Origin of the sequence: Enterobacter sp. KB-221C9 (assembly GCF_041320715.1) — a bacterium.
In the GTDB taxonomy this organism is placed as follows: Bacteria; Pseudomonadota; Gammaproteobacteria; order Enterobacterales; family Enterobacteriaceae; genus Enterobacter; species Enterobacter asburiae_D.
Genome location: NZ_JBGIWG010000008.1, coordinates 173,402 through 195,071, shown reverse-complemented (window position 1 = coordinate 195,071; position 21,670 = coordinate 173,402). Strand labels below are relative to the sequence as shown.

At 55.8% G+C, this 21,670-nt stretch carries 18 protein-coding genes and 1 pseudogene; 7 read left to right on the top strand and 12 right to left on the bottom strand.

Annotation, left to right across the window (positions count from 1 at the left end):
• Nucleotides 1–99 precede the first annotated feature (99 nt).
• Nucleotides 100–672, top strand: a complete 573-nt coding sequence (locus tag AB8846_RS14190) for a DedA family protein (RefSeq protein WP_063143794.1) — start codon at nucleotides 100–102, stop codon at nucleotides 670–672.
• A 60-nt stretch (nucleotides 673–732) separates the two neighbouring features.
• On the opposite strand, the gene AB8846_RS14185 is transcribed toward AB8846_RS14190, so the two are convergent.
• From AB8846_RS14185 to AB8846_RS14150, 8 genes and pseudogenes are all read right to left on the bottom strand, one after another.
• The gene (locus tag AB8846_RS14185) at nucleotides 733–1,497 is read right to left on the bottom strand and encodes an SDR family oxidoreductase (RefSeq protein ID WP_074147240.1); all 765 of its coding nucleotides are present in this window, start codon (nucleotides 1,495–1,497) and stop codon (nucleotides 733–735) included.
• 50 nt (nucleotides 1,498–1,547) lie between these two features.
• Nucleotides 1,548–2,966, bottom strand: a complete 1,419-nt coding sequence (gene mdtQ, locus AB8846_RS14180; RefSeq protein WP_370732967.1) for a multidrug resistance outer membrane protein MdtQ — start codon at nucleotides 2,964–2,966, stop codon at nucleotides 1,548–1,550.
• Between the two features lie 326 nt (nucleotides 2,967–3,292).
• Nucleotides 3,293–4,687 carry a glycoside hydrolase family 1 protein gene (locus AB8846_RS14175; RefSeq protein ID WP_370732966.1) on the bottom strand — a complete coding sequence of 465 codons (1,395 nt, stop codon included), beginning with the start codon at nucleotides 4,685–4,687 and terminating at the stop codon, nucleotides 3,293–3,295.
• Nucleotides 4,688–4,699: 12 nt separating this feature from the next.
• A pseudogene (gene bglF / locus AB8846_RS14170) lies at nucleotides 4,700–6,666 on the bottom strand (PTS beta-glucoside transporter subunit IIABC).
• A gap of 24 nt (nucleotides 6,667–6,690) precedes the next feature.
• The gene (licT, locus tag AB8846_RS14165; protein WP_023336336.1) at nucleotides 6,691–7,524 is read right to left on the bottom strand and encodes a BglG family transcription antiterminator LicT; all 834 of its coding nucleotides are present in this window, start codon (nucleotides 7,522–7,524) and stop codon (nucleotides 6,691–6,693) included.
• Between the two features lie 166 nt (nucleotides 7,525–7,690).
• A complete protein-coding gene (locus AB8846_RS14160) occupies nucleotides 7,691–8,980 on the bottom strand; it encodes a carbohydrate porin (RefSeq protein ID WP_331414101.1) in 1,290 nt (429 codons plus the stop codon).
• 357 nt (nucleotides 8,981–9,337) lie between these two features.
• On the bottom strand, nucleotides 9,338–10,270 hold the full coding sequence (gene dusC / locus AB8846_RS14155; protein WP_063143788.1) for a tRNA dihydrouridine(16) synthase DusC: 933 nt from the start codon (nucleotides 10,268–10,270) through the stop codon (nucleotides 9,338–9,340).
• Between the two features lie 41 nt (nucleotides 10,271–10,311).
• On the bottom strand, nucleotides 10,312–11,109 hold the full coding sequence (locus AB8846_RS14150) for a helix-turn-helix domain-containing protein (protein WP_063143787.1): 798 nt from the start codon (nucleotides 11,107–11,109) through the stop codon (nucleotides 10,312–10,314).
• 59 nt (nucleotides 11,110–11,168) lie between these two features.
• Between AB8846_RS14150 and AB8846_RS14145 the strand changes: the two genes are divergently transcribed.
• The 6 genes from AB8846_RS14145 to AB8846_RS14120 all read left to right on the top strand — a co-directional run bounded on the left by AB8846_RS14145 (nucleotide 11,169) and on the right by AB8846_RS14120 (nucleotide 16,534).
• Nucleotides 11,169–11,885: a type 1 glutamine amidotransferase gene (locus AB8846_RS14145; RefSeq protein ID WP_370732965.1), complete on the top strand. Its 717-nt coding sequence runs from the start codon at nucleotides 11,169–11,171 to the stop codon at nucleotides 11,883–11,885.
• A 191-nt stretch (nucleotides 11,886–12,076) separates the two neighbouring features.
• Nucleotides 12,077–12,472, top strand: a complete 396-nt coding sequence (locus AB8846_RS14140) for a CidA/LrgA family protein (protein ID WP_023312463.1) — start codon at nucleotides 12,077–12,079, stop codon at nucleotides 12,470–12,472.
• Nucleotides 12,469–13,164 (top strand): CidB/LrgB family autolysis modulator, encoded by a 696-nt coding sequence (locus AB8846_RS14135; RefSeq protein WP_063143785.1) that lies wholly within the window; start codon nucleotides 12,469–12,471, stop codon nucleotides 13,162–13,164. Before AB8846_RS14140 ends, AB8846_RS14135 begins: the two co-directional genes overlap by 4 nt.
• A gap of 129 nt (nucleotides 13,165–13,293) precedes the next feature.
• Nucleotides 13,294–14,178 (top strand): cytidine deaminase, encoded by an 885-nt coding sequence (gene cdd / locus AB8846_RS14130; RefSeq protein ID WP_370732964.1) that lies wholly within the window; start codon nucleotides 13,294–13,296, stop codon nucleotides 14,176–14,178.
• Between the two features lie 126 nt (nucleotides 14,179–14,304).
• Nucleotides 14,305–15,021 (top strand): outer membrane permeability protein SanA, encoded by a 717-nt coding sequence (gene sanA, locus AB8846_RS14125; RefSeq protein ID WP_008500918.1) that lies wholly within the window; start codon nucleotides 14,305–14,307, stop codon nucleotides 15,019–15,021.
• A 124-nt stretch (nucleotides 15,022–15,145) separates the two neighbouring features.
• A complete protein-coding gene (locus AB8846_RS14120) occupies nucleotides 15,146–16,534 on the top strand; it encodes a glutamine synthetase family protein (protein WP_370733000.1) in 1,389 nt (462 codons plus the stop codon).
• Nucleotides 16,535–16,584: 50 nt separating this feature from the next.
• On the opposite strand, the gene mglC is transcribed toward AB8846_RS14120, so the two are convergent.
• The 4 genes from mglC to galS form a co-directional block, all read right to left on the bottom strand.
• The gene (gene mglC / locus AB8846_RS14115; protein ID WP_029740401.1) at nucleotides 16,585–17,595 is read right to left on the bottom strand and encodes a galactose/methyl galactoside ABC transporter permease MglC; all 1,011 of its coding nucleotides are present in this window, start codon (nucleotides 17,593–17,595) and stop codon (nucleotides 16,585–16,587) included.
• A gap of 15 nt (nucleotides 17,596–17,610) precedes the next feature.
• Nucleotides 17,611–19,131: a galactose/methyl galactoside ABC transporter ATP-binding protein MglA gene (gene mglA / locus AB8846_RS14110; RefSeq protein ID WP_032658961.1), complete on the bottom strand. Its 1,521-nt coding sequence runs from the start codon at nucleotides 19,129–19,131 to the stop codon at nucleotides 17,611–17,613.
• A 79-nt stretch (nucleotides 19,132–19,210) separates the two neighbouring features.
• Nucleotides 19,211–20,209 carry a galactose/glucose ABC transporter substrate-binding protein MglB gene (gene mglB, locus AB8846_RS14105; protein ID WP_063143782.1) on the bottom strand — a complete coding sequence of 333 codons (999 nt, stop codon included), beginning with the start codon at nucleotides 20,207–20,209 and terminating at the stop codon, nucleotides 19,211–19,213.
• Nucleotides 20,210–20,504: 295 nt separating this feature from the next.
• Nucleotides 20,505–21,527 (bottom strand): HTH-type transcriptional regulator GalS, encoded by a 1,023-nt coding sequence (gene galS / locus AB8846_RS14100; protein ID WP_331411885.1) that lies wholly within the window; start codon nucleotides 21,525–21,527, stop codon nucleotides 20,505–20,507.
• Nucleotides 21,528–21,670: the final 143 nt, after the last annotated feature.

Here is a 21,670-nt window from a genome sequence, read left to right as displayed (position 1 = left end):
TATTTTCTGTACAGTGGGAAATTTCCGTTGATTTCCCCGCTGTTGATTCATGGGGTATATGATTAAACGAGGTATGCAGAGGGAGATAACATTTACGTAATGGATATTAACGCACTCATTGAACAATATGGCTATGCCGCGCTGGTCATCGGCAGCGTGGCAGAAGGTGAAACCATCACGCTGTTAGGCGGCGTCGCCGCGCATCAGGGATTGCTGAAATTCCCGCTGGTCGTTGCCGCGGTCGCGCTGGGCGGGATGATTGGCGATCAGCTGCTCTACTTTCTCGGGCTGCGCTTCGGGCCAACGCTGCTTAAGCGTTTCGCAAAGCACCAGAAGAAAATCCGCCGCGCTCAACGGCTCATTCAGCGTCATCCCTATCTGTTCGTCATCGGCACGCGCTTTATGTATGGCTTTCGCATCATCGGGCCGATACTGATTGGCGCCAGCCATCTGCCGCCCAAAATTTTCCTGCCGCTCAATATTGCGGGTGCGATTGCCTGGGCGCTGATCTTTACGACGCTCGGCTACGTGGGGGGCGAAGTGATTGCGCCATGGCTGCATAATCTCGACCAGCACCTGAAGCACTGGGCGTGGTTGATTCTGGTGGTTGTGGCGGTGATTGGGGTCAGGCTGTGGCTGAAGCATCGGGAAAAGGCGCGGGATGATGAGTAGCCGGGTGCGGCCTGATGCCCTCACCCTACCCCTCTCCCACAGGGAGAGGGAATAAGGTATCTACCCCTCCGGCTTAAACTGCGGGTTCGCCAGCATAAAACCCCCGTCGACAATAAACGATTGCCCCGTCGTGTAGCTGGCGTCGCTGTCGCACAGCCACGCGACCAGGCTGGCAATCTCTCTGGTGTGACCCGGCCTTGCCAGCGGGATTTCCGGCATTGAACCGTCCCTCACTTCGCTGTCGTCCATGTCGTTCATCGGTGTGGCAATGGCACCCGGCGCGACGGCGTTCACCAGAATATTGTGCTTAACCAGTTCCATCGCCATGGATTTGGTTAACCCGCCGAGCGCGTGTTTTGCCGCCGTGTAGGCGCTGGCCTCCGGCAGCGGCGTGTGCTCATGCACCGAGGTAATGTTCACGATTCGCCCCCCTTCCCCCTGCTTCACCATCTGCCGGGCGGCAATTTGTGAACAGAGAAAGGCGCCGTCCACGTCGACGGTGAAAATCGTCCGCCAGTCGTCAAACGGCATATCAAGGAACGGCGCTTTGGTCATCGCCCCCGCATTATTGACCAGCACGTCCAGCCGACCAAAACGCGCAATCAGCGTTTCAATGGCCTCTGCGCCTTCCGGCAGCGTGCTTAAATCAAGATGGATAGCCTCTGCGCGCTGCCCCTGTGCTTCGACTTCGCGGCAGGTTTCCAGCGCGCCTTTTTCATCCGAGTGCCAGGTGACGCCAATATCAAACCCGCGCCCGGCGAGCATCAGGGCCGTGGTTTTACCAATCCCGGAATCGGATGCGGTCACAATCGCTACTCTGGTCATACTCACCTCCTGAAAAACTGCGAAGAGGTAAGTATAGATAATGACCTTTTTTAGCCGTGGTGATAGCCACCGCCCAGCGCCGACGTCAGCTGCAGCGTGGCGTCAACATACTGGCCTTTCAGCAGCACTCCGGCGAGCTGTTCCCTGAGGGCCGGTATTCTGGCTTCACTGACCCGGGAGCCCGCAACGATCCCCGCGCTGAAACGCGCCTGCGCCAGCGCCACAACCCGCGCCGCATCTTTTTCAACCAGCTGCTGATGGCGGTTCTTCGCCGTCAGCGTTTCGACTTCACTGGCCGTGCGTGCCACCTGATTGACGGCTTCGACCACCGCTTTGTTGTAGTTTGCCACCGAGAGATTATTCTGCGCCTGGGCGATATCAAGGCTGGCGTTCAGCCTGCCGCTGTCAAAAATCGGCAGCGTCAATCCGGCGGTCACGCCCATCTGCTGCGCTGACGAGCGAAACAGATCGCTCAGATGGAGGGCATCCTGCTGTAAGAACGCCATCAGGTTTACGTCAGGATAGAACGCCGCTCTGGCCGCCTCCACCTCGCTCATGGAGGCTTCGATGTACCAGTGCGCTTCTTGAAGATCCGGACGGCGTGCCAGCAGTTCATAACCGAGCGTCGACGGTAACGAAGCGTCTACCGTTGGCAGCACATGGCGCGTAAGCGTCACGGAGGAAGAGTTCGTCAGCGCGACCAGACGCGCCTCGACGGCTTTCATCTTCCCGTTGACTTCTGCCAGCTGCTCTTCGGTTTTGTTGGCGTCGATATCGGTTTCCACCCCCTCCACGGAGGAGGTGATCCCGTGCTGATACAGCTCGCGGTCGGCGCCGATAATGTTGTCCTGCTCATGTTTGATCTGCGCGAGAACCTCCCCCGCGGCGGCCTGAGTTTGCCACTCCCAGTAGAGCCGCGCCACGCTGCCGGCCAGCAGCTGGCGGGTCTGCTCTAGCTCCGCTTTTTGCGCATTCACTTTGCCAATCCGGGCCTCGACCCGGGCGCGATTTTTGCCCCACAGATCGAGATCCCAGCCTGCGGTCAGGCCAAAGGTGCCGTTGGTGTACCACGGGCCGGTGGTGCCTGCAGCCGGGTCGGTAACGGCGAAGGGCCCCATCAGCCCTTCGGCGGACATTTTCTGCCGTTCCGCATCGGCGGAAAAATCAATTTGTGGACCATCGGCCGCCATAACGGCTTTGGCCTGGGCTTCGGCAAGCGTAATACGCTGGCGGGCAATCTGCATATCCGGCGCATCGCTTAATGCTTTCGCAATCAGCCCGTTAAGCTGGGGATCGTTATACGCTTTCCACCACTCATTTTTCGGCCAGTCCTGATGATTCAGAACCGTATTCACCGACGCCGCAGTGGTTTGCGCTTTAAGGGGAGATACCGTGGCATGTTCAGGCGCACAGGCGGCCAGAATAAAAAAGAAGGGAGCACTCAGAGATAAAATAAGAGAACGTTTCATGACGCCATAAACTCAAAAAATAAAGGCGCACGTTACGCTCGATGTCGTTCGTTGTTTTAGTAACGCGTGGCAATCCGCAAATTGTCATACATTTTAATACTCGGAAATTTATTCCCAAAGATAATGATTAAGTTGAATACATTCATGCCAAATATAAATACGCTGCTACACTTATTCAGGACATACATGAGCAGGAGAAGGGAATGAAAATATTACTGTGGGTTATTTTGATTATATTTCTGATAGGGCTCTTAGTGGTCACCGGCGTATTCAAGATGATTTTCTGATTTATTTGCCCGGCGCATTGCCGGGCAACGGCCTTGATATCACGCTTTCAGCGAAGCGCCTTTCGTGGCAATAACCTCTTTATACCAGTAGAAACTTTTCTTACGGCTGCGCGCCAGCGTGCCGTTACCGCTATCATCGCGATCGACGTAAATAAAGCCGTAGCGCTTAGAGAGTTCAGCTTTAGACGCGCTCACCAGGTCAATAGGCCCCCAGCTGGTATACCCCATCACCTCAACACCGTCTTCAATCGCTTCACGCACCTGTACCAGATGGTCGTTGAGGTAGCTGATGCGATAGTCATCCTGCACCACGCCGTCCGCATCCGGTTTATCCTTCGCCCCGAGGCCATTTTCCACGATAAACAACGGCTTCTGATAGCGATCCCAAAGCACGTTTAACAGGGTGCGCAGACCGATGGGGTCAATCTGCCAGCCCCATTCGGAACTGGCCAGATGCGGGTTTGGCACCATGCTCAGGATGTTGCCGCGCGCCTGCTGGTTGAGAGCGTCATCCGCGGTGACGCAGCCCGTCATGTAGTAGCTGAACGAGATAAAATCGACGGTCGATTTCAGCGCCTCGCGGTCGGCATCCGTGACCTCAAGCTGGATCCCGCTGTCGCGGAAGAAGCGCTGCATATACCCTGGATACGACCCGCGGCACTGTACGTCACCAAAGAATTGCCACGCGCGGTTTTCCTGCAGCGTCTCCAGGACATCCTCCGGCTTGCAGGTCAGCGGATACATCAGGCCGCCCAGTAGCATGTTGCCGATTCTGGCGTCCGGGATAATCTCATGGCAGGCCTTCACCGCCAGCGCGCTGGCCACCAGCTGGTGGTGGATCGCCTGGTACACCTCCCCTTTGCTGCTGGTTTCCGGCAGGCCCACGCCGGTCATCGGCGCGTGCAGGGACATATTGATCTCGTTGAAGGTCAGCCAGAGCTTCACCTTCTCTTTGTAGCGCGTAAACACGGTACGGGCGTAGCGCTCGAAGAAGCCAATAGTCTGGCGGCTGCCCCAGCCGCCGTACTGTTTCACCAGCCCCCACGGCATCTCGTAATGCGATAGCGTCACCAGCGGGGTAATGTCGTGCGCGGCCAGCTCGTCAAACAGCCGGTCGTAAAACGCCAGCCCCGCTTCGTTCGGCTGCTGCTCGTCGCCGTTCGGAAAAATGCGGGTCCAGGCAATGGAGACGCGCAGGCAGCTAAAGCCCATCTCGGCGAACAGCTTGATGTCTTCCGGGTAGCGGTGATAGAAGTCGATGGCGACATCCTTGATGCCGCTGTCGCCCGCCACGCGCTCAACCACCGGGCCGAAAACACCCTGCGGCTGAACGTCTGAGGTGGACAGCCCTTTGCCATCCTCCAGATACGCGCCTTCTACCTGATTCGCGGCAACCGCGCCGCCCCATAAAAAATCGTCCGGGAAAGTTTTCATCACGTTCTCCTGTTATTGATGGCTTACGCTGAGTAACGGCGCACCGGCGTTGACGGACGTTGCCGCCACGGTCACCACGTCACGATACTCATCGCTGTTACTGATAATAATCGGGGTCGCCAGGTCGTATCCGGCGTCGATAATCGCCTGTCGGTCAAACTCCAGCAGCAGGTCGCCCGGCTGCACCCTGTCGCCCACCTTCACGTGGGCGGTAAACGGCTTGCCGTCGAGCTTCACGGTGTCGATACCCACGTGGATCAACACTTCAATCCCGCTGTCGCTGAGCAGGCCGATGGCGTGTTTGGTCTGGAAAAGCGAAGCCACCACGCCGGCAAACGGGGCAACCACCCTGTTGTCGGAGGGAATAATCGCGGCACCGCTGCCCAGCAGGCCGCTGGCAAAGGTGGTATCCGGCACCTGGTCGAGCGCCAGAACGGTGCCGGTCATCGGCGCCAGCACATCGTTTTCACCCGCTGGCGCAACCGCCTCGGGCGCTGAGCGTGCCGGCATGCCCGCCACCAGCGTCAGGGCGCAGCTCAGCACCAGCGCCACCACGGTGCCGATAATGCCGCCCCACAGCGTGGCGTCTACCCCACCCGGCGGGATCATCTGGGCGATAGTAAAGACGTTGGCAAAGCCAAAGGAGTACACGTGGGTGTCGCTGAAGCCGACAATCGCGCCGCCGATTGCCCCCGCCACGCAGCCGAAAATAAACGGTCTGCGCAGCGGCAGGTTAACGCCATAGACCGCTGGCTCGGTGATGCCGAAGATCCCTGCCGTCACGGACGACCCGGCCAGCATTTTCTGACGTGCGTCGCGGGTACGCAGGAAGATCCCCAGCGCAGCCCCCACCTGGCCGAACACCGCAGGCAGCAGCATTGGCAGCATGGAGTCATGCCCCAGCACCGCGAGGTTGTTAATCATCAGCGGCACCAGCCCCCAGTGCAGGCCAAAGATGACGCAGACCTGCCACAGCGCGCCCATCGCCGCGCCCGCCAGCCACGGTGCCAGGACGTAAATCCACTGGTAGCCGTTGGCCAGCAGCTGGCTCAGCCAGGTTGCCAGCGGGCCAATCACCAGGAAGGTCAGCGGCACGGTTAATCCTAAGCAGATCAGCGGCGCGAAGAAGTTTTTCATCGAGGACGGCAGCAGCCTGGTGCTCTGTTTTTCCAGCCAGCAGCTAACCCACGCGGCGAGAATGATTGGGATCACCGACGAGCTGTAGTTAAACCAGGTCACCGGGATGCCGAGAAACGCCTCGGAAACCGCCCCCGGCTGCTGGCTGGCATTAAAGGCGGCGATCATCATCGGGTGAGTGAGCGCCCCGCCGATCACCATGGTAATAAACGGGTTGCCGCCGAATTTTTTCCCGGCGGTATAGCCCAACACCAGCGGGAAGAAGAAGAACAGCGCGTCGCTGGCGGCAAACCAGATTTTATAGGTGCCGCTCTCGGTGCTGAGCCAGCCGCAGACAACCGCCAGCGCCAGCAGCCCTTTCAGAATACCGGACGCGGCCAGAATGCCGATAAACGGGGTGAAGATCCCGGAGACGATATCAATCAGGCGGCCCAGCAGATTACCCTTTTCGCCCTTCTCTTCCGCCACGGGCGCGTCATCGGCAAGGCCTGCTTCATTGCGCACTGCCTGCCAGACGTCGTGAACGTGGTTGCCAATCACCACCTGAAACTGGCCGCCGCTTTCGACCACCATGATGACGCCCGGGTTTTTCTTAAGCCCTTCCGCATCCGCTTTCTGGTTCTCTTTCAGTTTGAAGCGAAGCCGGGTCGCGCAGTGCACGAGGCTGACGATGTTCTCTTTTCCGCCAACGTGGCCGAGAATATCCTTCGCTAAAGCCTGGTATTCCATCTCGATTTCCTTACATCCGATGCCCGCAGGCACCTGTTGACTGAGTACAAAAAATAAAAAAACCCGAGAACGACCTTCTTACGAAGGCCGCGCTCAGGTTTTGCCTGCGTGATGCAGTAACAATCCTGTTTTGAGGCTTAACGCCCCTCTTTTCTCACCCGCTCGATATGAATGGCGAGGAACATAATTTCTTCGGTTGTCAGCTCACGCTGATAGCTTTTGTTCAGGTGCTGCGCGATTTTCTCGGCGCATTTCCACGCTTTCGCGTAGTTGTCTTTTACTGCCGTATGCAGCGAGACGTCGTCATCTTCCACCACGGTGCGGGTCAGCATCCGCTGGGCAAAAAACTTCAGGTGGGTGACAAAACGCTGATAGCTGAGCGACTCTTCATCGTACTCAAGCTGCAGCTGATACTTCACCAGCTGCAGGATCTCCTGCATCACCCGCGTCACGTGCATCACTTCCGGCATTTCGCTGTTCAGCTGCGCGGTGACCAGATGCAGCGCGATAAACCCGGCCTCATCCTCCTCCAGTTCGACGTTAAGGCGTCTGGCGATAATGGCCCGCGCCTCCTGCCCTAATTCGAACTCCTTCGGATACAGCCGTTTAATATCCCACAGCAGCACGTTTTTGATGGCCAGCCCTTTCTTCTGCCGCTCAATAGCAAAGTAGCAGTGATCGGTTAGGGTGATATACAAACTCTCCTGCAACTTGCCCAGCCGCTGCGCCGCCAGCCCGATGATGCGGTCGCAGGTGGTCATCACCTCCAGCGGAATTTGACTCAGCAGCTCCCCAAGTCGACGCACCAGCTCATCGCTTTGTAACGCAAACACCTTTTCAACCAACGCGGTATCCAGCGCTTCACCGACGCGCTTCTGAAAGGCCAGCCCACGGCCCATCACCACCTGTTCGCGCCCGCGCTCATCCTGAACAACCACCACGTTATTATTGAGTATCTTGGCGATTTTCATCTGAACCCCAGAAACAAAAAAACCTGACCTCCGGCAGATGCCAGAAAATCAGGTTTTGCCTGCCTAAGCAGTAACAATCCAGTTCTGGCACTCTATCAGTTTCATTCGTAGCCTCAATGCGTCACGCATCAGAAACGTGACGCGGATCGAACTTGCTACGCTGATATCAGAAGCTCACCACCGTTTTCAGCTCGGTGACCCAGGCATCCTGGGTGCGACTGACCCCGCCGGGATGGTGCCAGTACTGAATGCCCGGCTGCAGTTCAAGCCACGGCACGGGACGAAAACGGTAGTAAAACTCGCCGTTCAGGGAATGGCCCGGCACCGGGTGATATGCCGGATTGTTGTAATCGCTCACGCCGCTCAGGCTGTTCAGGTAACGCTGATTGCGGGCGTACTGGCTGCTCATATCAATCCAGGTTAAGCCAAAGCCAATCCAGTCCTCCGGTCGCGCATCAAACAGCCCCCGGTAGCGCAGCGAGGCGGCGTAAACCTGGTGCATGTAGTTAGTGCTCTGATCCGCAAGGCTCATGCTGAAAGAGGTGCTCAACCCGCGATTCGGGTCATCCTGATGTTGCGTTATCTGCTGGTTCAGACCGGCGTACATGAACCAGGTCCGGCTGTGGGTATCAAAGCCGTTAGGGTCCGTCGCGCCCGCACCGCCGGATTTGCCGCGATAGAGATCGGTTTGCGGCGCGTTGGTAAACACCACGCCCAGGTTGTACGCGCCCGGCAGGCCGTTAATCAGCGGACGCGCTTCGATTTCAACCGGCAGTAAGACCCCTTTGCTGCCCTTCGTCGACCAGCTCCAGGCGTGGCTGCGGCTGGAGGCCTCCGGATTTTGCTCCATCACGCCGCCCTTCAGGGTCAGCGTCGGCGTTAATTTATAGGCAAGCGTGGTGCCCCAGGTGTGAACGTTCCAGTTGTTCCAGGTCAGCGAGTTGGCTGACTTCCCGCCGCACTGCGACAGCAGCTGGAAATCACAGGGGATAATTTGATCGAAGGTTTGCACCTTGTTCATCATCCCGATGCGCCAGGTCAGACGCCGGTCGTCAAAGCTGCGGGCAAAGGTCAGCCAGCCGAGACGAGTAATCGACTGCCCGCCCCAGCTCTCCTGGGTCAGGTCGTTAAAGTTGACGCGCGGATCCTGCACGCGTTTGGTGGTGAGGTCGTCATTGTGGTTACGGTTGACGATGTTCCCCTCGATACGCGCATCCGGGATACCGGTCCAGCGCTCCAGGTCCTGGTTGAAGGTCAGCGCAAACTGGTCAATATAGGCCACGTGGGAGTCGTGGTTATATCCGCCACCGCCGTTCCAGCCAATTTCATTCAGGTATCCGAGGTTATAGGTAAATCCGTTATCGTTAAGGATTTTACGTATTCCGAGCATTTCGCCCAGAACAGGCTCCGGCGGAGCTTCAAACCCTAATACCGTTCCGTTCCAGTCTTGCGCCATCGACAGCGGGGATATCGTCAATAAGGCGAGCGCATAGAGTTTATTTTTATATGCCATGATAACAACCTGTGATTGAGTATTGAGTGCGTAACCGGCCGCAGGAAATTTTTCTATTTCCTGTCGATATTTCATTTTTTAAAATCAGTAAAAAGCGCTAAGCCAAATGTCACTCCTGCGTAAACGACAGGCAAAAAAAAACCTAAGCGCTCCACAGCGAAATGCTGTGAAACGCTTAGGTTTTGCCTGTTAACCAGTAACAATCCTGCGTTGAAAACAGTGGCACCTTAACACCGTCGCGCCACGTTGAAAACCTAAACTGTTTTCTGGTTTAAAAAAGTGTGAGCAATTTAACGCTTATTATTTAGACTGAATCACCCGGGCAATATCAGACGAAGTCTGTAATGTCCGAATCTCCTGAAATAACCCCAGCGCTTCATCGTACTCTTTGCGTAAATAACTCAGCCACTGTTTAATTCGCGCGACGTGATACAAACCGGTGTCGCCCTGCTTTTCCAGACGGCTGTATTTTTGCAGCAGCGTGACGACGTCTGCCCACGGCATCCGCGGCTCGTTATATTTCACCACCCGGCTGAGGTTGGGCACATTCAGCGCGCCGCGACCGATCATTACCGCATCGCAGCCGGTGGCGTTCAGACAGGCCTGCGCGCTCTCGTAATCCCAGATTTCGCCGTTGGCGATCACCGGAATGGTGAGGCGTTTGCGGATCTCACCGATCGCCTGCCAGTTAATGCGCTCGGCTTTGTAGCCATCTTCTTTGGTGCGGCCATGCACCACCAGCTCGGTGGCCCCGGCCTGCTGCACCGCATCGGCGATTTCAAACTGCCGCGCATCGCTGTCCCATCCCAGGCGCACCTTCACCGTCACCGGCAAATGCGAGGGCACGGCTTCACGCATCGCTTTCGCGCCGCGGTAAATCAGCTCAGGATCTTTCAGCAACGTCGCCCCGCCGCCGCTGCCGTTCACCAGCTTCGACGGGCAGCCGCAGTTGAGATCCACCCCGTAAGAGCCCAGCTCAACCGCGCGGGCGGCGTTTTCCGCCAGCCATTCCGGATACTGGCCGAGCAGCTGAATACGCACCAGCGTGCCGGAAGAGGTCCGGCTCTGGTTGTGCAGCTCGGGGCACAGGCGGAAGAAGGATTTTACCGGCAACAACATATCGACCACGCGCAGAAATTCCGTCACGCAGAGATCGTAATCGTTCACCTCGGTCAGAAGCTCGCGCACGAGGGAGTCGAGCACGCCTTCCATTGGGGCCAGTAAAACACGCATAGCAGTACCTGTGAAAAAAGACGCGCTATAGTAGCCGCTCTCTATATCGCTGGGAAGCGCTTCTGTTCAGGGAAAAAGTCAGCCGGCGTTGCCCCGACAATGGCGCGAAACGCCGCCGCAAATGCCGCCGGGCCAGAAAACCCCAGCATCCAGGCCACCTGCTTAGCCGGGTATCCGTTTGCGAGCAGGTCCAGCGAGGCACAAATCCTTGCGCGCTGTCGCCAGGCCCGGAAGCTAAACCCTGTATCTTTGATAAACGCGCGTGAAAATGTGCGTTCAGACATCGCGGCCTGTTCCGCCAGTCTTTCCATAGAAACATCCCAGAGATTGTTGGCAATGATGTCACAGGCGACGCGATGTAACCGTTCATCAACGGGCATCGGTAATTCGGCCGAAATCTGCTGCGTCTCGCTGAGGATGTCGAGCAGCAAAACGGCCATGCTGCGCTGAGTGGCTGGCCGGTATTCCGCGCTGAACAGCCCGGCAATCAGCTCTTTGAACAACGCTGTCGCCATAATCACGTGAACCTCTTCTTTTCGTTTAAAAGGTTCACATTGTGATATCAGCGCCGGGCTAAACCAGACCGCCCGGAGCTCCGTTGCGGATAACACGCTGTAGGTGTGTTCCTGAAAGGGAGGGATCCACAGCGCGCGCTGAGGCGGTATGACCCAACGCTTATTGCCGGTTTCGACCAGCATCACCCCTTTGATGGCAAACAAAAGTTGCCCCTGCGAATGCCGGTGAGGCGGATCCACTTCGCCGCGCGTATAGCTAATTGCCCCTCTGGACCATCCGATGGCATCGTCGTGAATTGGCGTTTTATCGATAACGGTTGGCATTTCACATTCCTCCCTTCCTCTTATGATGCTGCTTGTACACGTAACCGGAGAGAGACGCAATGCACATTCATTTTATCATTCATGAACATTTCGAAGCGCCAGGCGCCTATGAAATCTGGGGGAAAAATCGCGGCTGTAGCCTGAGCTACTCCAGAGTTTATCAGGGCGATCCGCTACCCGAAGACCTGGAGAGCACAGACCTGCTTATCATCATGGGAGGCCCGCAGTCGCCTGCCACCACGCTTCAGGAGTGCCCCTGGTTTGATGCGCAGGCGGAAATGCGGCTCATCGGCCGCGCGATAGAGGCGGGTAAAGCGGTAATTGGCGTTTGTCTGGGCTCGCAGCTTATCGGTGAAGCGCTGGGCGCAGCGTTTTGCCATAGCCCGGAAAAAGAGATCGGCAAATTTCCCGTCAGGCTCACTGAGGCAGGCAAGGCCAACCCGCTCTTTGAGGACTTTGGCAGCGTGCTGAACGTCGGTCACTGGCATAACGACATGCCAGGGTTAACGCCGCAGGCTAAGGTGCTCGCTTACAGCGAGGGCTGTCCCCGTCAGATCGTGCAATATGGCGAACGGGTTTACGGTTTTCAGTGCCATATGGAGCTGACGCCGGAGGTCGTTGAGCTGCTGATTGAACATTCGCAGAACGATCTCCGCCGCGCGGCTGAATTTCGTTTTGTCGAAACGGCGGAAAAACTTCGCTCGCATGATTATCGCGAAATGAATCAGGTGCTGTTTTCCTTTCTGGATAAACTCACCGCCCAACACCATGCCTGACTCAGAGGCATTTCACTGGCTCCTCACTTCGCCACCGCACGCCCTTTCCTCTAAACTGTAGCCTGGCCCTGTGCGGAGATACCGGACGTTCCATTCTGGAATGTCTGGTATGCTCAAATTTCATGATGTGATCCGTGGCACATTTTTAGGTTTAATTGTATGATGAATGCGTTTCAGCAAGGACTAACACCATGAGCAAATCATTGAACATTATCTGGCAATATCTGCGCGCATTCGTCCTGATTTACGCCTGCCTGTATGCCGGGATTTTCATCGCGTCGCTGCTGCCCATCGTCATTCCCGGCAGCATTATCGGCATGCTGATCCTCTTTGTTTTGCTGGCGCTGCAAATCCTGCCCGCAAAATGGGTCAACCCCGGCTGCTTCGTCCTCATTCGCTATATGGCGCTGCTTTTCGTGCCTATCGGCGTCGGGGTCATGCAGTATTTTGATTTGCTCAAAGCCCAGTTCGGCCCGATTGTGGTCTCCTGCGCGGTCAGCACGCTGGTGGTTTTCCTGGTGGTGAGCTGGAGTTCGCATCTGGTGCATGGCGAACGTAACGTGGTCGGGGAGAAAACAAAAAAATGATGGCCAATATCTGGTGGTCGCTGCCGTTAACCCTGGTGGTATTCTTCGCCGCGCGCAAGCTTGCCGCACGTTTCAAAATGCCGTTGCTGAACCCGCTGCTGGTGGCGATGGTGGTCATTATTCCGTTCCTGCTGCTCACCGGCATTCCTTACGAACGTTACTTTGCCGGCAGCAAAATTTTAAACGACCTGCTGCAGCCTGCCGTTGTGGCGCTCGCCTTTCCTTTATATGAGCAGCTCCACCAGATCCGCGCCCGCTGGAAATCCATCATCACCATCTGTTTTGTGGGCAGCCTGGTGGCGATGATCACCGGCACGTCGGTGGCCCTATTGATGGGGGCCTCCCCGCAGATTGCCGCCTCTATTCTGCCTAAATCGGTGACCACGCCTATCGCGATGGCGGTCGGTGGCAGCCTTGGCGGGATCCCGGCCATCAGCGCGATGTGCGTCATTTTCGTCGGTATTCTCGGTGCGGTGTTTGGTCATACCCTGCTGAACGGCATGCGTATTCATACTAAAGCGGCACGGGGACTGTCGATGGGGACCGCCTCCCACGCCCTGGGCACTGCACGCTGTGCGGAGCTGGATTATCAGGAAGGGGCGTTTAGCTCGCTGGCGCTGGTGATCTGCGGGATTATCACCTCTCTGCTGGCCCCGTTCATTTTCCCGCTGATTCTGGCGGTGATGGGCTAAAATTTGCGATGCGTCGCGCAAATTTCATTTTGATTTCATAAGTTGCATACATAATGAGAAGTGGATCACATATAAAGCCCTGACGGCTCCGTAAACTACCGATCCATTAACCTTTATGAGGCAAACGCCATGCACCCACGTTTTCAAGCTGCTTTCGCCCAGCTTGCAGAGAATTTGCAGTCAGCCCTGGCTCCCGTTCTGGCAGATGCACACTTCCCCGCCCTGCTGACCGCGGAGCAGGTCACGATGCTGAAACAGGCAACGGGACTGGACGAAGACGCGCTGGCTTTCGCACTGCTTCCCCTGGCTGCCGCCTGCGCGCGCGCCGATCTCTCCCACTTTAACGTCGGGGCGATTGCGCGCGGCGGCAGTGGAACCTGGTACTTCGGCGGCAACATGGAGTTCCTGGGCGCGACCATGCAGCAGACCGTTCACGCCGAGCAGAGCGCCATCAGCCACGCCTGGCTGCGCGGTGAAAAAGCCCTGAGCGCCATTACCGTTAACTACACCCCCTGCGGCCACTGCCGTCAGTTCATGAACGAGCTGAACAGCGGGCTGCAGCTGCGCATCAACCTGCCGGGCCGCGCGCCGCACACGCTGGCTGATTACCTTCCAGACGCGTTTGGCCCGAAAGATCTGGAGATCAAAACGCTGCTGATGGACGAACAGGACCACGGTTTCGCCCTGTCCGGCGATGACCTGAACCAGGCGGCCATTGCCGCGGCCAACAAGAGCCATACGCCGTACAGCAAGTCCCCGAGCGGCGTGGCGCTGCAGTGCCGCGATGGCCGAATCTTTAGCGGCAGCTATGCGGAAAACGCCGCGTTTAACCCAACGCTGCCACCGCTGCAGGGCGCGCTTAACCTGCTGAGCCTGAACGGCTATGACTATCCGGACATTCAGCGCGCCGTTCTGGCTGAGATTGCCGATGCGCCACTGATCCAGTGGGATGCCACCGCCGCAACGCTCAAAGCGTTAGGCTGTACGACAATTGACCGCGTACTGCTTGCGTAATCCTTCCGGCGGGCAGAAATGCCCGCCAGTTTGCTGAAAAACCCCTCAGTTGAGTCGCTGTTTCTTGCGCTAACCAGGCGGGTAAAGTAGCCTGAGTTAAATTTCATCCACGAACGAGCCATCTCCATGTTAAAGCGCGTTTTTTACAGCCTGTCTGTCCTGGTCGGCATACTGCTGTTGATCGTGCTGGGCCTCGACCGCTGGATGAGCTGGAAAACCGCCCCCTACATCTTTGATGACCTGCAGGACCTGCCCTATCGTCAGGTTGGCGTGGTGCTCGGCACCGCCAAGTATTACCGCACCGGCGTCATTAACCAGTATTACCGTTACCGCATTCAGGGCGCACTGAACGCCTACAACAGCGGCAAGGTGAACTACCTGCTGTTAAGCGGGGATAACGCCCTGCAAAGCTACAATGAACCGGTGACGATGCGAAAGGACCTGATTGCGGCGGGCGTGGATCCTGCCGACATCGTGCTCGACTACGCCGGATTCCGCACCCTGGACTCCATCGTGCGCACGCGCAAAGTCTTCGACACCAATGACTTCATCATCATCACCCAGCGCTTCCACTGCGAACGCGCGCTGTTTATCGCGCTGCATATGGGCATTCAGGCGCAGTGCTACGCGGTGCCGTCGCCAAAAGATATGCTGAGCGTGCGCGTTCGCGAGTTTGGCGCCCGTTTTGGCGCGCTGGCTGACCTGTATATTTTCAAACGCGAACCGCGCTTTTTAGGCCCGCTGGTGCCCATTCCGGCGATGCATGAAGTACCGGAAGATGCCCAGGGTTACCCGGCCGTCACGCCCGAACAGCTGCTTGATATGCAGAAAAAAGAGAAATAACAGGACCGCCTTTATGCTTTCTTTACGCCGGGCCTGACGCTTTTTATCCCCCCTTTACGCCGCCCCCTTTAAGCTGAGTTCACTGCCGCTACGGCTTCATTGAAGAATGACTATGAACTCAATAATGAATGCGTTTTTCCTCAAAAGTCTCCGTCCGTATTTTAACTTTCCCGGTTTATCACTTCCCGGCGCTCTCAATTCCGGTCTCTGGCTTGATGAAAAAATTGACGCCCTGCAGCACAACATTTCAGTGGAAGTGGCAGATTATCTGGAACGTTACCCGCAGACGAAACATGTTGACGTTTACCTGAACGATATCAACGGCACGATGCGCGGCAAGCGTCTGTCGGTGGAGAGCATGCTGACCCTGGAAAAAGGCTGTTATTTTCCCCTTTCGGTCTACTCGATGGATCAGAAAGGAAAAATTGCCGCCCCGCTTCATGATGAGCCGGACCGACTCTGCGTTCCGGTCGTAGGCTCCCTGCGCCCCTGTCCGCAAGATCCGCAGCACAACGCGCAGATCCTGCTGACGATGAAAGATAGCGACGACACCCCCTGCCCGCTTGAGCCGCGCGTGATACTGCAGAACGTGCTGGCCCGCTTCCACCAGCACGGCCTCTTCCCGGTGATTGCCCCGGAAATCGAGTTCTATCTGACGGGGAATGACGATCGGGATCAGCAAAATCAGGGCTGTTTTCACATGGATACTACGACAGCCCACGCGGCGCTGTTTGACGAGCTGGAACAGCTGGCGCACCTGCAGCGCATCCCGCTGTCCGGGATCGTGGCGGAGGCCGAGTCCGGTCAGTACGAATTAAACCTGAAGCACGGCCATCGCGTCGTTGAGGTCTGCGATAATGTGCTGGCGCTTCGTCGCCTGACCCGATACGTTGCCGAAAAGCACGGCCTGCAGGCCAACTTTATGGCTAAGCCTTTCAGCCAGCTGTCCGGCAGCGGCTTGCACTTCCATTTCAGCCTGAATAACAGTCGCGGCGAAAACGTCTTTGCTTCTCCGGTGAACGCGCTTAACAGCATGATGCGTTTGTGCATCGCGGGCCAGCTGGCGCTGATGCCCGCCTCAATCGCCATTCTTGCGCCGGGCGTCAACGCGTTTCGTCGCCTGCGTAAAAACCTGACGGAACCCGTATTTAACTCCTGGGGCTATAACACCCGCTCCGCCGCTTTGCGTATTCCCTGCTCGGATGACAGCAACCGTCGTATCGAATACCGGCTGGCCGGGGCTGATGCCAATCCGTATCTGGTGGCAGCCACTATCCTTACCGGCATGCTGTACGGGCTGGAAAACATCGACGAGGAGGAGTTGCCCGAACCGCAGGATGAGCAGCCCGAACTGCCGCTGTTTCAGCAGGAGGCGATTGAGACCTTTGCCCGCTGTCAATACCTCACCGACAGCCTGGGCGACGCCTTTTCCGAACAGTGGGTCGCCTGCAAGCTCTCTGAACTCGACTGGTTTGAACGCATTGTGACCCGAGAGGAGTCACAGCTGGCATAAGGCATAAAAAAAGCCCGCTCGATGAGCGGGCCGGATAACGCGAGGAGCAATTACTTCTTACGCGCGTACTTCAGTGAATCCAGCGCAACCGCGAAGATAATGATGGCGCCTTTGATGATGTACTGCCAGTACGGGTTCACGCCGATGTAGGTCAACCCGTAGTTGATGACGGTGAAGATGATCACACCGGTCACCACGCCCAGTACCGTACCCACACCGCCGCTGAAGGAGACGCCGCCCACCACGCAGGCTGCGATCGCATCCAGCTCGTACATGAAGCCGAGGTTATTGGTTGCAGAGCCGATACGGCCCGCTTCCAGCATCCCGCCGAAGGCGTAGAATACGCCGGACAGCGCATAGATGAAGAGCAGGTTCAGGGCAACGTTTACGCCGGAGACTTTCGCCGCTTCCGGGTTACCGCCGATTGCGAAGATGTTTTTACCAAAGCGCGTTTTGTTCCACAGGATCCAGACGAAGGCTACCGCAATCAGCGCATAGAAGGTGATATACGACAGGCGGAAGCTGCCCAGCGCGATAAACCCTTGCGTAAAGGTCGAGAAGCCGCTGTCAAAGCCCGAGATAGGTGAAGCACCGACAAAGTCGTAGTACAGGGAGTTGATACCGTAAACGATGATCATCGTACCCAGCGTGGTGATAAACGGCGTCACGTTCAGGTAGGCGATGATAATACCGTTGATCAGACCAATCACCGCGCCGATAGCGCAGACAATCAGGATCACGACGAAAATCGGCATGGTGGCCATTTCCGGGAAGACCTTGTTGGCGTTTTCCATCGACTGCAGAAGGGTTGCCGCGATAACCGCCGCCAGACCCACCTGGCGACCGGCAGAAAGGTCCGTCCCCTGGGTCACGATCAGGCCCGCCACGCCCAGCGCAATGATAATACGCACGGAGGACTGGGTCAGAATGTTACTCAGGTTCAGCAGGCTTAAGAACGTAGGGTCCTGGAAAATAATGATAGCCAGCAGTACTAAAAGAACAACGTAAATACCGCCTTCTTTCAGGTAAGTGAGAAAACTTTTTTTATTTAACGCACTCATGAGGAGCCCCTGATCTTAAAGGTGCAAAGACGCAAGACGCAAAATTTCGTTTTGCGTTGTCGTTTTGGTGTCAACAATACCGGCGACGAGACCATTGCTCATAACCAGAATACGATCCGTGATCCCTAACAATTCCGGCATTTCGGAAGAAATAATAATGATCCCTTTATTCTTTTTCGCCAGCTCGGCAATCAGCTGATAAATTTCAAACTTCGCGCCGACGTCAATACCGCGGGTCGGTTCATCCAGCATCAGAATTTCTGGCTGGGTTAATAACCAACGTCCGATAATGACTTTCTGCTGGTTACCGCCTGACAGCGAACCAATCTGGGTGCGGTGTCCTGGCGTTTTCACGCGCATGGAGTCAATAACCCACTGGGTATCGCTCTTCATGCGGGAGTTATCCAGCAGTCCGACTTTGTTTTTGTAATTGCGAATGTTAGAAATTAACGAGTTAAAGTTAATATCCAGATAGGCATAAATACCGGTCGAACGACGCTCTTCCGTCACCAGCGCAAAACCATTATTAATGGCTTCGTTGGCGTTGTGGTTGTTAATTTTCTTTCCGTGCAGCGTAATGGTGCCCTGAGCTTTCTCACGGATGCCAAACAGGGTTTCCACGATATCGGTGCGTTTTGCACCGACCAGACCGGCAATCCCCAGGATTTCACCCTTGTGCAGGTCGAAGGAGACATCGCGGATGGACGGCTGGCGTAACGAGGTCAGATTGCGCACTTCCAGGATGACTTCACCCGGCTTGTTCTCTTTATCCGGGAAGCGCTGGTTCAGGGAACGGCCTACCATCATGGCGATGATCTTGTCCATGTCCAGCCCTTCCAGCGGCTGCGTGGCAATCCACTGACCGTCGCGCAGGATGGTGATCTCATCGCACAGCTGGAAGATCTCTTCCATTTTGTGGGAGATATACACAATGCCGCAGCCGCGATCTTTTAGCTTACGAATAATGGTAAAAAGGTGATTAACCTCTTTTTCCGTTAATGAAGATGTTGGTTCGTCCATGATGACAATTTTCGCATCATAGGAGAACGCTTTGGCGATTTCGATCATCTGCATCTGGGAGACGGATAATGTTCCCACGCGGGCGCGCGGATCGATATCAATATCCAGCTCATCGAAAATCGCTTTGGTGTCGCGATACATTTTTTCCTGATCGACAAAGACACCCTTGGTTGGATAACGCCCCAACCACATGTTATCCATGACTGAACGCTGCAGCACCAGGTTTAATTCCTGGTGAACCATCGAGATACCGTTTTCCAGCGCTTCTTTCGCTGAATGGAAATCGATCTCTTTCCCCTGAAAAAGAATGCTGCCAGAATCTTTTTGATAGATCCCAAAAAGACATTTTAATAATGTTGATTTACCCGCACCGTTCTCACCCATTAAGGCGTGAATAGAGTGAGGACGCACTTTTAAATTAACATTATCGAGTGCCTTAACACCGGGAAAGGACTTGTTGATCCCGCTCATTTCCAACAAGTATTCACCGGACGACTGAGTATTTGTGCTGACCATAATTATACCTTGTTGGCCTCGCATATCGCGTTATAAATGGGCGCAACGAATTGCGCCCAGTGGAGACATAACAACTAACTTATTTACCGATAAACTCAGCCAGGTTGGACTGGTCTACGCCCACGTAAGGTACGCGAACGATTTTGTTTTCAATTTTCCAGTTGGTGCCATCAGCCGCACCTTTACCGTCGGCCAGGTTTTTCGCCAGATCGAAGGTCGCTTTCGCCTGGTTGTTGGCATCGTTCAGCACGGTACCGGCCATTGCACCGGATTTAACCAGCGCCAGTGCTTCCGGCAGCGCATCGACGCCGAACACAGGAATGGAGGATTTGTTGTGCGCTTTCAGCGCTTCTACCGCACCCATTGCCATCGCATCGTTGTTGGCAATAACCACTTCGATTTTGTTCGCGTTAGGGCCGGACAGCCACGCGTCCATCTTATCTTTCGCCTGAGCGGTATCCCACATCGCGGTATCTAACGCCAGCTGCTGGGTTTTCAGACCCTTGTCGTTCAGCTCTTTGATAACGTAAGTGGTACGGGCTTCAGCATCCGGGTGGCCAGGTTCGCCTTTCAGCAGCACGAACTGAATTTGACCGTCTTTGTTCAGGTCCCAGTTCGGGTTCGCCGCCCAGTGTTTGGCGATCAGATCGCCCTGAATAATACCGGACTCTTTGGAGTCGGTACCGACGTAGAACGCTTTGTCGTAGCTATCCAGCGCTTTACGGGAAGGTTCTTTGTTGAAGAAGACGATTGGCACGTTCTGGCCGCGCGCTTTTTCAATAACCGTGCCTGCTGCAGCCGGGTCAACCAGGTTGATGGCCAGGGCCTTCACGCCTTTCGCCAGCAGAACGTCGATCTGGTCGTTCTGTTTGGACTGGTCGTTCTGGGAGTCGTTCATCAGCAGCTGAACGTCTGGCGCTGCTTTCGCATCTTTCTCAATCGCTTTACGCACAACAGACATGAAGTTGTCGTCGTATTTATAGATGGTCACACCAATACGGGTATCCGCAGCGTGCGCTGCTGCACCAAAAAGCATGCTTGCCATTACAGCAGACAGGGTCAACACCTTCTTATTCATGGTATCTCCGGTTTTTTTTATGCAGGGTAGTTCTTGTGAATAACGATCGGCGGGCAGGTGTTAATAAAACGTTACTGACAGCCGAAGTTCACTTATAAAATTTCTATCTTCCGTGTTCGGTAACGCTCCAGAAATGCGTTTTATTCGTTGTTTGCGGCACGTTGGCTATAGTGAAAGTGAATAATCACCGTTACATAGCGTTTCAGCTCCTAAAACGCTGACATCATAGTCAGCGCCTTGTTAAGATACTGTGAATTTACTCACAGATTGAAAACGGTTACATCACATCATGTAATCAGTTAGTGATCGGAACCACAATTTGTCGAGCCGCGACGGAGTGCCGACGCACTAAAGTCGGCATGAAACAATGCGTTGCACCCGGGTCCAGCAGCCCTGCCGCCCCCTGTAACGCCAGCTCAGTCGCCAGTTTCGCCATAGAAGCAATGGGGTAGCGCACCGTTGTCAGCTGCGGGTCGGTGTAACGGGCAATCGGGATATCATCAAAGCCAATGAGTGACAAATGCTGTGGCACTGCAATGCCGTTATCTTTCAGCGCCGTCAGGGCCCCTGCCGCCATGCTGTCGTTATAGGCAAACACCGCAGAAAGCTGCAGGTTGCGGCCCAGCAGCTCGACCATAGCCGCCTCACCGCCCTGCATGTCCGGCGTACCGGTGCCTGTCCAGCTTTCTGACGGCGTTATGCCGTGCTCCTTCAGGGCGTTTTGCCACCCCTCGCGCCGCATATCGTCATCTTCAATATGATGGCTGGAGGCCAGATAACCGATCCGCTGATGCCCGTTGTTGATGAGCATTTTCGTGGCCATCATGGCGCCGCTGACGTTATCCAGCCCGACGCAGCGATGGGCATAGCCGGGAACGATGCGGTTGATCAACACCATGCCTGGTATCTGATCCATAAAGCCGGTTAGCTCTTCATCACTCAAGGCTTTTGAGTGGACAATCAAGGCGTTACAGCGCTGGCGAATCAGCACTTCGATGGCATGGCGCTCTTTTTCCGCCTCATGATAGCTGTTGCCGATCAGGACGTATTTCTGATGCTGCTGGGCGACCACGTCGACCGCTTTCACCAGCGCGCCGAAAAAGGCATCTGATACATCCATCACCACCACGCCGATAGTGTCGCTGACCTGCGTCGCAAGCGCCTGCGCATTGGCATTTGGCCGGTACCCGAGCTGGGTCACGGCTTTCATTACGGTTTCACGGGTATCAGGGCTGACCAGCGCGCTATTGTTAAGAACGCGTGACACGGTAGCCACAGAAACGCCCGCCTGACGGGCGACGTCACGAATGGTGATCATATTCACCATCCTTCAAAGGATTGCAGCAACTCACAGACACCCCCTGTGTTTAGCAAGGTGGCTATTTTGGCAGCGAGAGGAAGGGGACTACGTGAAGAAGCTCACACTCATGAAAACGCTTACATCCGTTTTGTTAATGATTG

What these genes read in the sequence shown, in the direction of transcription:
- AB8846_RS14190 (WP_063143794.1), top strand. Translation starts at nt 100, where the DNA reads ATGGATATTAACGCACTCATTGAACAATATGGCTATGCCGCGCTGGTC.
- AB8846_RS14185 (WP_074147240.1), bottom strand. Translation starts at nt 1,497, where the DNA reads ATGACCAGAGTAGCGATTGTGACCGCATCCGATTCCGGGATTGGTAAA.
- mdtQ (WP_370732967.1), bottom strand. Translation starts at nt 2,966, where the DNA reads ATGAAACGTTCTCTTATTTTATCTCTGAGTGCTCCCTTCTTTTTTATT.
- AB8846_RS14175 (WP_370732966.1), bottom strand. Translation starts at nt 4,687, where the DNA reads ATGAAAACTTTCCCGGACGATTTTTTATGGGGCGGCGCGGTTGCCGCG.
- licT (WP_023336336.1), bottom strand. Translation starts at nt 7,524, where the DNA reads ATGAAAATCGCCAAGATACTCAATAATAACGTGGTGGTTGTTCAGGAT.
- AB8846_RS14160 (WP_331414101.1), bottom strand. Translation starts at nt 8,980, where the DNA reads ATGGCGCAAGACTGGAACGGAACGGTATTAGGGTTTGAAGCTCCGCCG.
- dusC (WP_063143788.1), bottom strand. Translation starts at nt 10,270, where the DNA reads ATGCGTGTTTTACTGGCCCCAATGGAAGGCGTGCTCGACTCCCTCGTG.
- AB8846_RS14150 (WP_063143787.1), bottom strand. Translation starts at nt 11,109, where the DNA reads ATGCCAACCGTTATCGATAAAACGCCAATTCACGACGATGCCATCGGA.
- AB8846_RS14145 (WP_370732965.1), top strand. Translation starts at nt 11,169, where the DNA reads ATGCACATTCATTTTATCATTCATGAACATTTCGAAGCGCCAGGCGCC.
- AB8846_RS14140 (WP_023312463.1), top strand. Translation starts at nt 12,077, where the DNA reads ATGAGCAAATCATTGAACATTATCTGGCAATATCTGCGCGCATTCGTC.
- AB8846_RS14135 (WP_063143785.1), top strand. Translation starts at nt 12,469, where the DNA reads ATGATGGCCAATATCTGGTGGTCGCTGCCGTTAACCCTGGTGGTATTC.
- cdd (WP_370732964.1), top strand. Translation starts at nt 13,294, where the DNA reads ATGCACCCACGTTTTCAAGCTGCTTTCGCCCAGCTTGCAGAGAATTTG.
- sanA (WP_008500918.1), top strand. Translation starts at nt 14,305, where the DNA reads ATGTTAAAGCGCGTTTTTTACAGCCTGTCTGTCCTGGTCGGCATACTG.
- AB8846_RS14120 (WP_370733000.1), top strand. Translation starts at nt 15,146, where the DNA reads ATGAATGCGTTTTTCCTCAAAAGTCTCCGTCCGTATTTTAACTTTCCC.
- mglC (WP_029740401.1), bottom strand. Translation starts at nt 17,595, where the DNA reads ATGAGTGCGTTAAATAAAAAAAGTTTTCTCACTTACCTGAAAGAAGGC.
- mglA (WP_032658961.1), bottom strand. Translation starts at nt 19,131, where the DNA reads ATGGTCAGCACAAATACTCAGTCGTCCGGTGAATACTTGTTGGAAATG.
- mglB (WP_063143782.1), bottom strand. Translation starts at nt 20,209, where the DNA reads ATGAATAAGAAGGTGTTGACCCTGTCTGCTGTAATGGCAAGCATGCTT.
- galS (WP_331411885.1), bottom strand. Translation starts at nt 21,527, where the DNA reads ATGATCACCATTCGTGACGTCGCCCGTCAGGCGGGCGTTTCTGTGGCT.